Origin of the sequence: Mucilaginibacter sp. (assembly GCF_039207105.1) — a bacterium.
Lineage (GTDB): Bacteria > Bacteroidota > Bacteroidia > Sphingobacteriales > Sphingobacteriaceae > Mucilaginibacter.
Map to the genome: position 1 here is coordinate 1 of NZ_JBCECK010000156.1, position 11,091 is coordinate 11,091.

The 11,091-nt window shown below is 42.0% G+C and carries 10 protein-coding genes; 8 read left to right on the plus strand and 2 right to left on the minus strand.

Annotated elements, in window-relative coordinates:
* From AAGC65_RS21590 to AAGC65_RS21615, 6 genes are all read left to right on the plus strand, one after another.
* The coding region (locus AAGC65_RS21590; RefSeq protein ID WP_343114539.1) for a response regulator transcription factor at nucleotides 1-444 on the plus strand (444 nt) is incomplete at its 5' end.
* A gap of 98 nt (nucleotides 445-542) precedes the next feature.
* The gene (locus AAGC65_RS21595; RefSeq protein ID WP_343114540.1) at nucleotides 543-2,756 is read left to right on the plus strand and encodes a response regulator; all 2,214 of its coding nucleotides are present in this window, start codon (nucleotides 543-545) and stop codon (nucleotides 2,754-2,756) included.
* Nucleotides 2,757-2,871: 115 nt separating this feature from the next.
* Nucleotides 2,872-3,834 (plus strand): heme-binding domain-containing protein, encoded by a 963-nt coding sequence (locus AAGC65_RS21600; RefSeq protein WP_343114541.1) that lies wholly within the window; start codon nucleotides 2,872-2,874, stop codon nucleotides 3,832-3,834.
* A gap of 4 nt (nucleotides 3,835-3,838) precedes the next feature.
* Nucleotides 3,839-4,324 carry a hypothetical protein gene (locus AAGC65_RS21605; protein WP_343114542.1) on the plus strand — a complete coding sequence of 162 codons (486 nt, stop codon included), beginning with the start codon at nucleotides 3,839-3,841 and terminating at the stop codon, nucleotides 4,322-4,324.
* Nucleotides 4,325-4,445: 121 nt separating this feature from the next.
* The gene (locus AAGC65_RS21610; protein WP_343114543.1) at nucleotides 4,446-5,117 is read left to right on the plus strand and encodes a MarC family protein; all 672 of its coding nucleotides are present in this window, start codon (nucleotides 4,446-4,448) and stop codon (nucleotides 5,115-5,117) included.
* Between the two features lie 168 nt (nucleotides 5,118-5,285).
* Nucleotides 5,286-6,374: an acyltransferase gene (locus AAGC65_RS21615; protein WP_343114544.1), complete on the plus strand. Its 1,089-nt coding sequence runs from the start codon at nucleotides 5,286-5,288 to the stop codon at nucleotides 6,372-6,374.
* Between the two features lie 3 nt (nucleotides 6,375-6,377).
* Here AAGC65_RS21615 and AAGC65_RS21620 read toward each other — a convergent pair whose 3' ends face one another.
* Together AAGC65_RS21620 and AAGC65_RS21625 are read right to left on the minus strand one after the other, a co-directional pair.
* Nucleotides 6,378-7,436: a hypothetical protein gene (locus tag AAGC65_RS21620; protein WP_343114545.1), complete on the minus strand. Its 1,059-nt coding sequence runs from the start codon at nucleotides 7,434-7,436 to the stop codon at nucleotides 6,378-6,380.
* A gap of 49 nt (nucleotides 7,437-7,485) precedes the next feature.
* On the minus strand, nucleotides 7,486-8,931 hold the full coding sequence (locus tag AAGC65_RS21625) for an arabinose isomerase (RefSeq protein ID WP_343114546.1): 1,446 nt from the start codon (nucleotides 8,929-8,931) through the stop codon (nucleotides 7,486-7,488).
* Between the two features lie 370 nt (nucleotides 8,932-9,301).
* On the opposite strand from AAGC65_RS21625, the gene AAGC65_RS21630 reads away from it, so the two are divergent.
* Together AAGC65_RS21630 and AAGC65_RS21635 are read left to right on the plus strand one after the other, a co-directional pair.
* Complete coding sequence (locus AAGC65_RS21630; protein WP_343114547.1) at nucleotides 9,302-10,186, plus strand: AraC family transcriptional regulator; 885 nt, start codon at nucleotides 9,302-9,304, stop codon at nucleotides 10,184-10,186.
* A gap of 106 nt (nucleotides 10,187-10,292) precedes the next feature.
* Nucleotides 10,293-11,091: family 43 glycosylhydrolase (locus AAGC65_RS21635; protein WP_343114548.1), on the plus strand; the 799-nt coding region annotated here is incomplete at its 3' end.

Below are 11,091 nucleotides of genomic sequence, written 5' to 3' on the forward strand. Positions count from 1 at the left end.
GTTGAGGCTTTTGAGCTGAATGTTGCCGATTACCTGGTGAAACCCGTTACCCCGGGCAGGTTTTTACAGGCCGTTAATAAGGCCAGGGAAATTTTAGAAAGTAAGAACACGGCCGAACCACCTGTACTGGCCGAGGAGTTTATTTTTGTAAGAGACTCCAACATAACCCGTAAATTGAGGATAGATGATATCCTGTATGCAGAAGCTATGGGCGATTATGTTAAGTTTCACACGCCGCAAAAAGTATATGCCATACACGGAACATTAAAGGCTGCCGAAGAAAGGCTGCCGACATCAAAATTTATCAGGGTACACCGCTCATATATTATAGCACTGAGTAAAATTGACACCATACAGGATGGAGGATTGGTTGTTGACGGTAAGTTTTTACCGGTAGCCGACGCTTACAGAAAAGCGCTGAATAGCCGGATGAATATTTTTTAGGCAACCGTCAATTTTTACCGGTTCAACGATAGTTTACCCGCGTTTACCGAATTTGGAATAGTTTATTAACCAGTAGTTAGCACCTTTAACAACCAACAATGGCTTTACCATCATTTGTAATGGCTAACAAACGTTTCAACTACCTCATTCTGGCGGCATTTTTATTGGGTACCTCCCTCATCATATTTGTACTTTACAGTGCCAGCCAAAACACATCAAAACTGATAAAAGGCAACGCCAATCTGATGCGCGAATTACAGTTAAGCGATCATCTGCGCGAAGTTGACCGCGATATACTGGGCGTTGAAAGCCGCATCAGAGCGGCCATAGCAACAGACGACACCTCGCACCTGGAAGGGGTGGATAGTAAGATACAAACGGTTAAATCCTATCTGGATTCCATCACCCGCTATAATACCGACCCAAAGATTAAACAGTATATAGACCGGTTAAATGTTTTGGCTACTGACAAAGTACGGATCAAAAATATACTCATGGGGCGTTTCATGGCCACCGGTAAAATGAATGATACCAGCTTCATCGCCAATCCGAGAGCCAGGCTCATATCAAACGAAATCATGATGGTTACCGGCAAAATTTACAGCAGCCGGCAAAACATGATGATCAAACTGAGTACAAGTATTCAGGAAAACGTTCAAAAAACAATGCTGTACCGGAATATCCTGATAGCGATTTTGTTGCTGAGCGGGGCTATTCTTTGTTTATTTATTATCAATCAGTTCCGTTTACAAAGTCAGTTGATTGTTAAACTGGATGTATCAGAAAAAAAAGCGCAGGAGGCTGCGCAGGTAAAAGAAAACTTTCTGGCTAACATGAGCCATGAGATCCGCACACCGCTAAGCGCGATACTGGGATTTACCAATTTGCTAAAGCGCCAGCAGCTGAACACCCAATCAGAAGAGTTTGTGGGCTCCATTCAAAGTGCCGGCGAAAACCTGATGATGGTTGTTAACGATATACTTGACCTTTCAAAAATTGAGGCAGGTATGATGCGCATTGTTCATGCCCCTTTTAGCGTTAGCGGTCTTTTACATTCTATTGAAACGCTGTTTAATGAACGGGTTCGGGAAAAAGGGCTGCAGTTTCACAGCAAAATTGCCCCGGATGTACCCGATACTTTAATAGGCGACGCGACGCGCTTAACACAGATATTGGTTAACCTGATTGGCAATGCTTTAAAATTCAGCGAACGCGGCGAGATAAGGGTAGAGATCTATAACCAGCTGATAAAAGCTGGAAAGATACAATTGGGTTTCAGGGTTACCGACACCGGTATTGGCATTGACAAACAAAAACTCACTGCCATATTTGAACGCTTTAACCAGGCCGAAGATTCTATCACCCGCAACTATGGCGGCAGCGGGCTGGGCCTTTCCATTGTACGTAACTTAGTTTTATTGCAAGAGGGTAATATTGAAGTTAAAAGCGAACCCGGTAAAGGCACCGAGTTCCATTTTTACATACCTTATACCATTGCCAACGAGCAGTTAAATAATGAGCCATATGCTGAGGCAGAGCTTTATAAAGATAAGATCAATACCTCAGTAAGCATCCTGGTGGTTGATGACAACACCATGAACCAAAGCCTCATGAAACATTTGCTTACCCAATGGAATGCCGCCTTTGATATTGCAGGTAACGGGAACGATGCTATCAGCAAATTAAAAACAAAACAGTACGATCTGGTACTGATGGATATACAAATGCCAGGCATGGACGGCTACACAACCACTAACTATATCCGTACAACTATAAAATCAAATGTGCCCATTATTGCCATGACTGCACACGCGATGGCCGGCGAACGTGAAAAATGTATAAGCCACGGCATGAATGAATACATTTCCAAACCCATTAATGAACATGATCTGTTTAAACTGATCAATAAGTTTGTTACTCCGAAACCGGCGCCGGAAGACAAAGCTATTAATACCGCTCAGGCTGGCAGCTACGAGGTTATCGACCTAAGCTATATGAAAGAGATTAGCAAAGGCAATATCGCATATGAAAAAACGGTTACCGGCCAGTTTCTGGAATGTATTCCTCAAGACCTATCGGCTTTGCAAACCGCCCTTGACACCAAAAACTACCAGGAGTTAAACAGGATTGCGCATAATATGAAAACCAGCGTAGCCATTATGGGCTTGTTACCGCGCCTGAACAATATTCTGGATGCACTGGAATTTGCCCAACCTGACGATTCGGATATTGCACTAATAATAGCCGATCTGGATGCTGTTTGCTCAGCCGCTATGCGTGAGGCAAATGATTTTTATAGTACATTACAATAACTATTCATTAAATTAGTATGCCGCTCTCGTTATTCATTTAACGAGCGTATTTGCCTGTTCACCGAATAAGAAATACCTGTAAGCTTTAGCCGTACTATTTTTAAAAAAAAATACTATGAATAACCCGCGCAAAACCCCTTTCAGAAAAAGAACCTATCTTTTTTTGGCGTGCCTGCTTATTGTTTTTATAATAATACAGTTTATAAGGCCTGAGATCAAGAACCCGCCCGTAACCGCCGACCTGCAAGCTCCGGCTGAAGTAAAAACCATCATCAAACAGGCCTGCTATGATTGCCACTCTAACGAAACGCAATTACGTTGGTTTGATCAGATCACACCTGTTAACTGGCGCGTAGCACAGCACATTAGGGATGGCCGTAAGGTTTTGAATTTTTCGGACTGGGGCAACTTAGCAGCACCTGATCAAAAAGCAAAGCTATGGGAGGCGGTTAACCAAATTCAGGAAGGGGCCATGCCGCTTAAGGATTATGAAATGGTACACAGCTCAGCCAAAATATCGGCAAACCAGCTTGCTACACTCAAAAACTATTTGCAGGGTATGGTGAAACCAGCTATATACGGTGATACTGCTAAAACCAACGCTGCTGATAAACAATACAAAAAATGGCAGGAAAATCAGTTATCGCCAGCCAACCTTCCGGTGGCTCTTAACGGAATTACTTACATTCCTGATTATAAAAACTGGCAGCCGCTGAGCACCAGTGAACGTTTTGATAACAACACTCTGCGTGCAATTTTAGGTAATGATATCGCGGTGAAAGCGGTTAAGGAAAACAATATCCGCCCATGGCCAAACGGAAGTATAATGGCCAAAGTTGCCTGGGCCCAGGTGGTTGATAAGGACGGTAACATACATCCCGGCGCTTTTTTACAGGTGGAGTATATGATCAAGGACGATAAAAAATACGCGTCTACAGGCGGCTGGGGATTTGCCCGGTTTAAAACCCCTAAGATGGTACCTTATGGCAAAACCCCGCTTTTTGCTAACGAATGCATTAACTGCCATCGCCCAATGAAAAACGAAGATTTTGTTTTCACGCTTCCTATCAAACACTAAAACCATGAAAAGTATAAAATATTTATTTCTGGCAGCCATAGTTTTTGGTGTTTATGCCTGCAATCATAAACCTACTATTGATGAATTAACCAATCCCCCGGCCGCGCTGCCGGCATCATTTAAATTTGATCAGTTAGGGTTAAAAGTTATCACCACATTTATCAACAAAAAACAGGGGACTACCTCAACACTTTACGGCAACCCATTAGCATTAAAAACCGCTATAGCCGGTACAAACCAAATTGAAGCGGGCGAGGTATTTGCTTTGGTTACCTGGAAACAGCAGGATGACCAGCATTGGTTTGGCGCCAATATTCCCGGCAACCTGCAACAGGTGGAATTGCTTAAATCAACCTCATCAATTGAAAACCCAATTGTGCTTAGCTACGCGTGTTATGAGGGTAAAGATCTTACCTTAAAAGCTGATACCCTGAATAATCAGGATAGAATAAAATATATACTAAGCCAAAAGCCAGCCGTAATGCCCTGATCTGTTAGCAAGGCTTAATTGACATATCAAATAGTTGCACATGGCTAATACCCAGCTTGTGCAACTATTTTGTTTTATGTATATTTCAATCTAATTATCAATACATTAGCTCCTATTACCAATGCCTGTTTACCACCCGTTTGTCCATTTGCTTTTTATAGGCATTATCGCGTTATTTCCGGTTATAAACCCGGTTGGGTCAGCATTTATCATTACCCCTTATTTTTCACACCTGAGCAAGGCCGAAAAACGGAAGGCCGTTGGCCGCATCACTTTATACGCTTTTTTTATTTGTACTGTATCATTATTTGCAGGCCATTGGATACTGGAACTGTTTGGCATTTCTATCCCGGTTATTCAATTGGCCGGTGGCATAATGATCTGTAAAATGGGGTGGGAATTTCTATCGTCAGATAAACAGGAAAAAGATCCGGCAGCCGATGCAGAGAAGCAAGCCAAATTATCAGGCTATCAAAATATAGAGGATAAATTATTTTATCCCATCACATTTCCGGTCACTACGGGTGCAGGCACTATTTCCGTATTGTTTACACTGAGCGCGCACAGTGCCTCGCCCGATATGAAAAATTATTATTTAAACACAGGGGCTATACTGCTTTCTATTGTTTTCATGTGCCTACTTATCTATATATTTTATCTCAATACAAAAACACTTATTGATTACCTCGGCTCAAACGGCGAAAAAATAGTAAACCGGATTACAGCATTTTTAATATTCTGTGTAGGCTTACAAATCGCGGTAACAGGTATAAAAAGCCTTTTTAAAATATAAGATAGCTCAACAATAGCTGAATTTACTTCGCCAATAAGAACCTTTAATTCTCTCCGCAATTTGTTCAAAAATTTGGCAAAGCAGTAATTATTCGGTATCCTTGAAACCGCGCGTAACCCCTATGTGCTCCCTGCAATACAAATTTTAGCCTTATAAGAATTAACATTAATGACTGAGAAAACATTAAGCCCTGATATATTAAAAACCAAACAACATTTTGAAATTCTTGACGGATTAAGGGGCGTAGCAGCTTTGGCGGTTGTAACCTTTCACTTTATGGAAATGGTTTACTCAGACTATAGCAAAAATTTTATCGGGCATGGTTTTCTGGCTGTTGATTTCTTTTTCTGCTTATCAGGTTTTGTGATTGGTTATGCTTATAATGATCGGATTGGTAAAATGGGGGTATTTGAGTTTTTTAAATCAAGGATCATACGCTTACACCCACTGGTTATATTAGGCTCTATATTGGGGCTGATAACTTATTTGTTTGATCCTTTTAATACGCATGCCATACAACAAAGTGCCGGCAAGATCATATTGTATTTCCTGACATCTGTTCTCCTCATTCCTTACCCTACCATGCCCGAACGCTATTTTAACTTGTTCAGTTTCAATGCCCCCGCATGGTCATTATTTTGGGAATATGTTGCCAATATCTTTTACGCCTTTATACTCTGCAAACTCAACAAACGCTTGTTATTAGTATTAACGCTGATTGCCGCTGTACCTATTTGCCTTGTTTGCTACCGTGCAGGCAATTTAATGGGTGGCTGGGGCGGCGAAAATTTTTGGGATGGCTGCGTGCGTATCTGTTTTTCGTTCATGGCTGGGCTGCTCGTTTACCGTTCAAACTGGATCATTAAATCCCGCCTGGGCTTTATTGGCATAGCGATATTATTAGCCTTTGCCTTTTTAATGCCCTACTCTAAATGGAACTGGCTAACCGAGACTTTTGTAGTGCTGTTTTATTTCCCATTATTAGTTGCATTAGGGGCAGGCGCTACATTAACATCAGCCTTTAAAAGACTGTGCGTATTCTCCGGTAAAATATCATACCCGCTGTACATGACGCACTATGCGTTTATTTGGATGTTCTCTAACTATTATAACAGCCATAAGCCCAACACCTGTCAATTAGCCTTGATCATTATATCTGGATTAATTGCAATGGTAGGCTTTGCTTACCTGGTTATGGTAGTTTATGATATACCGGTCAGGAGATATTTAAGCAATAAAAGGAAACAGCTTAGTTAAGCTTCACTTACCGCTGATCTTTAAAGGTAACTGCATCCAGGCCAGGCCAATATCACGGCGCATGTGGCTGGTGCTGGTGCCTTCTACCCCATCGTACAACATGGCCAGTTTGTTTCCTACTTTAATTACAGTCGGCATCCCAATAGCGCCTTTAGCCCATGTACAATTGGTTTTATCTAACACTACGGCTTTGTTTTGCTCGTTCCAGTGGTAAATATCCTTTGTCCAGAACACCCAAATAGCATCAGTATATTCTCCGTTCTCTTTGGTTATACCAATGTGGTTGGTAAATAAATACCAGGTTTTAGTAGCCTCATCAAAAAACACAGAGGAATTTTCTACCTGTTCTGTTGGCGGGAACAATGGTTTTGGATCAATATTCCAGCTGCTGTTCAGGTTTTTAGTCCGTGCAAATCCCAGTGTTCTTTTGGTCCCGTTAGCATCCTGCGACGCGCCGCTAAAAAATTGCAGAAACTCGCCGTTTACCTTAACAATAAACCCGGGACTGGAGGTTACGGTATAAAAGCTGTTGGCTTTTTCAATAAAGGGGGTAACATCATATTGTTTAATCCAGGGACCTTCAATTGATTTGGCCTGCGCCTTCATAGTAAGGTAAGGGAATGCCGGTATCCTGTCGGGAGCGGGCGAGGTATGCGGAGTGCCCAGGTAAAACATGTGCCACATGCCATCGCTTTTAATGATCCAGGGAGACGATGCACTTTTTGAATCCATTTTCCCTGAATCACCCAGGGTAAGTATAGCGCCCTTTTTAGTCCATTTTCTCAGATCATTACTTTCTGCTAAGCATGCCTTCCAGCCATCTTTACCTGCCCCATCATAAAATAAATAATATTTATTACCATCCTTATTCACAATAGCCTCTCTTGCGCCAAATGTATCACAGCTATCGGCGCCATCACCATGCCTTAATACTACACCTTCATCTTTACAAACTAACCTTAATGAGGCGGATGGCCTGCCGTCTAAATATTGCTGGGCATGTACGTTTAATGAAACGCAGCAGCATATCAAAAGCGCTAAAGTGAATGTTTTTTGTTTCATGTGAATTTCCATAAATAAGCAATGTAACTTAATAAATTTACAGTTGTAATCAGCATACCTTAATGGTTTGCAGGCCTAAAATATCGCCCAGCTTTTTTATTTTGGATGCGATGTGACCTTTGCCAACCGCGCAATGGTGTGCTGGCCCTTGAGCATTCCAGCTCTCCACAAAATTTCGGGCTCCTATAGGGAATCTGTACCTGCTGTTGGTATTTCCAATCTCCAAAATTGGTCCGGCAACTGATTCGGCCTCGGCCACCAGGAACATGATCTTACCATCAGTTGTTTCTACTACCGACAACAAGGTAACCGGACCATGACTAACAGACATTTCAACCGATAAACCTTTACCTACCTTACCATGATAAACCTGCAATGGTTTAACCTTGATTTTCCCTTCGGCAATAGCCGGATGACAGGGCCCATCATGTCCCATCAGCACCACATCATCGGTAAAATCCATAGCATAGTATTCAGTAAAAGAACCTCCGGCACCAAAGCATTCCATAATTTTCATGGCCTGGGCATTTTTTACCTCATACTCGCCAGCTACCGGGATACCAGCGGCTGTAAGCAGGGAGTTCCCCACTATAACCGAGCTCATGGTATCCTCATTAGCCGCATTACCTGTCCCCTTATGATAATAGGCCATCGAACCCAGGTTATGCTTCTGAACAAGTTTATCCAGCGCCACAGCAGTTATAGCAGCGCGTTCTATTTCTTCCACCGGGCAATCATCCTGAACATCAAAGCTCTTGTAAATTTCATCAACCTTGAGCTTAATTTCATCGGCAGATACATTAGCCCTTAGTGCCGACAGTTCATCAACCTCTACAATTTCTATATGACCGCCAAATGCGGCACAATGCAGGGCAAGGTTAGCGTATATATCCAGCATACCTGAGTAATAATTACCCATCAGGCCAAGTGTGTTATGATACATCTGGCTGGCTACTTTGGCGGCTTCTATCCACTCAGCGGCTTCCTGCCAAACATGCTCATCGCCATGCAATATGCCTGTTATCTGGTAAAAAGGAATATTGGATCGTTTAAAAACATTGGCTATCTCCGGTACCGGGCAGGCCGAACAATAGGCCAGCCATTCCCCCGTCATGGCTGTGCGGTCTTTTAAGTTGTTAAAAGCGGTATAATCAATCGCTGCATCAGGTGCCAGGTTAAGTACAATTACCGGCACGTTGGCTTTTTTAACCACAGGCAACACGGTTGAAGACAAAGCATAGGTGGTTACATATAAAAATATAATATCTACCCCCTCGGTTCTGAAACGATTGCCGGCCTCAAATGCTTTTTGAGGCGTATCTACCAGGCCCAGGTTTACAATTTCCGCACCAGAGGTTTTGAGCTTATCAGCCACTATCTCAACATAGCCGGAAAGCCGCTTTTCTAATCCTTCAAACTGATCCCAATAAACGTTTAAACCAATTCCAAAAAGCCCCACTTTAACCACGGGGGCAATTGTTGTTTTTGTCAGCATTTTATTTACAATATGTTATAAAAAATCGGGCAGGTTGACCATCACATTTACGGCAATTGTTATTAACAAAGACGGTGACCGTTTATATGAAGTAATACGTTGGTATTAACTGGCTAATTATTGATGATTCAAAGTTATCCTGCCGACCCTTTTTTACAATGTATGTTTTGATATTTGATTTGTAGTTTTTGATTTAATTAACCTGATAAGCCGGTTATTAACTATTTGATATTTTGTTTATGTTTTTTGACATTAAAACCCTATTGATATTGCCCACATCTGTTTTTTACTTAAAGTTTAATATTTTTATAAATTGTAAACCAGGAGGCTACGGATCAATAGCCTATAACTAATACCAACCAATATTGGAATGATTAATTACTACAGATACCTGCCGGTTAGTAAAGAAGATGAAAATTGGGGTTTATGTGTTTTAAACGCCGGCTGCACCCGCGTTGAAGCATCAGGCTTATATCCGGTAAAAAGTCACCCTGCCCACCATTATTTTAACTGGAATGCCGGCCGTGTTTTGAATGAATACCAGATCATTTACATCACCAAAGGCAAGGGTGTTTTTGAATCTGACAGCTGCACCCAAACAGAAATTAAGGCAGGTACTATCATCATTCTTTTTCCGGGCGAAAGGCATCGCTATAAACCTAATACCGAAACCGGCTGGGACGAATACTGGATAGGTGTTAAGGGCGACATTATAGATAACCTGGCTCAAAAGCATTTTTTTAAACCCGATAATCCTTGTTTGTATATCGGCTTTAACGAAAAAACATTTGATATTTTTAACTGCATCATTGAAAAAACAAAACAGGAAGCTCCCGGCTACCAACCCCTTATATCAGGTGCTGCCTTGCATTTATTAGGCAGTTTTCATTCCATTATCAAACAAAACGCGGTTGAATCTGAAGATAAAGAAGTGATCATTAATAAGGCACGACTATTATTCCGATCCAATATAGCCGAGGATTTTTCGCCGGAGATAGCAGCCGAGCAATTACAGGTTGGCTACTCCTGGTTTCGCAAAGTGTTTAAAACCCATACGGGCTTGTCGCCGGGGCAATATTATATTCAGTTAAAAATTGAACGGGCCAAAAGTTTATTGAATGATCCTGGTATACCTATCAAACAGATTTCCTGCGATCTCCGGTTCGACTCTTATTTTTATTTCTCCAAACTGTTTAAAAAAAGAACCGGCCTCACCCCTTCCGATTACCGGAAACGAGCCTTGGGCGCTTCCTGATTCATGCCATAAACAGCAAACAAATTATCAAATAATGTAAGTGCAATTCGGGTTCATTAAAATAAATTTGGAAGGTGCAGCTCTATGCATCCCAATAGTTAAACCGATGAAAACAATTATTACTTCCCTTTTAAGCATATTTTTAATTACGCAGATAGCCTGTGCCCAAACTATAAAAAACTTTAGTAGCAATGGCAGGCAGCTTACCAAATTTGATAACCCGGGCAACGCTATAGATGCCCATGATGGTGAAATAGCCTTGTTTAACGGAGTGTACTACCTATATGGCACCAGCTATGATTGCGGCTTTGAGTGGGGTAATAAATCGGCGCCGTTTTGTGGTTTTAAAGTGTATTCATCAACAGATCTTGCACACTGGACAGACAAAGGCTTTTTATTTAACGCCCAAACAACCATATGGCAAACCCGTTGCGATGGTAAAACCTATGGTTGTTTTCGCCCGCATGTTATTTATAACCAGAAAACCAGGCTTTACGTGCTTTGGATAAACGTATACGATAACCGTGTTGGCTACCGTGTTTTCACCAGCAAAACACCTGTAGGCCCGTTTGTTGAGGTAAAAGAACCCACACTTGCCGTGAACAGTGAAATGCCTGTAGCCGGCTTAAACAACGGCGATCATGATACTTTTGTTGACGACGACGGAACAGCCTATCTGGCCTATACCGATTGGCGCACCAAAGGCAGCATCGTTATTGAAAAGCTGAGTGCCGATTATCTGACCGGTACCGGCCAGCACGTTAAATCCGTTACTGATGGCAAAACAGAAGCACCTGCTTTGTTTAAACGTAAAGGCATTTATTATCTGGTATACTCAGACCCTAACTGCGGGTATTGTTCAGGCACAGGCGCATCTTACCGTACAGCCAAATCACCATTAGGGC

Bases quoted from the DNA above. Each gene is read 5' to 3' on its own strand.
- AAGC65_RS21595 (WP_343114540.1), top strand. From the start codon at position 543: ATGGCTTTACCATCATTTGTAATGGCTAACAAACGTTTCAACTACCTC.
- AAGC65_RS21625 (WP_343114546.1), bottom strand. From the start codon at position 8,931: ATGCTGACAAAAACAACAATTGCCCCCGTGGTTAAAGTGGGGCTTTTT.
- AAGC65_RS21605 (WP_343114542.1), top strand. From the start codon at position 3,839: ATGAAAAGTATAAAATATTTATTTCTGGCAGCCATAGTTTTTGGTGTT.
- AAGC65_RS21615 (WP_343114544.1), top strand. From the start codon at position 5,286: ATGACTGAGAAAACATTAAGCCCTGATATATTAAAAACCAAACAACAT.
- AAGC65_RS21610 (WP_343114543.1), top strand. From the start codon at position 4,446: ATGCCTGTTTACCACCCGTTTGTCCATTTGCTTTTTATAGGCATTATC.
- AAGC65_RS21600 (WP_343114541.1), top strand. From the start codon at position 2,872: ATGAATAACCCGCGCAAAACCCCTTTCAGAAAAAGAACCTATCTTTTT.
- AAGC65_RS21620 (WP_343114545.1), bottom strand. From the start codon at position 7,436: ATGAAACAAAAAACATTCACTTTAGCGCTTTTGATATGCTGCTGCGTT.
- AAGC65_RS21630 (WP_343114547.1), top strand. From the start codon at position 9,302: ATGATTAATTACTACAGATACCTGCCGGTTAGTAAAGAAGATGAAAAT.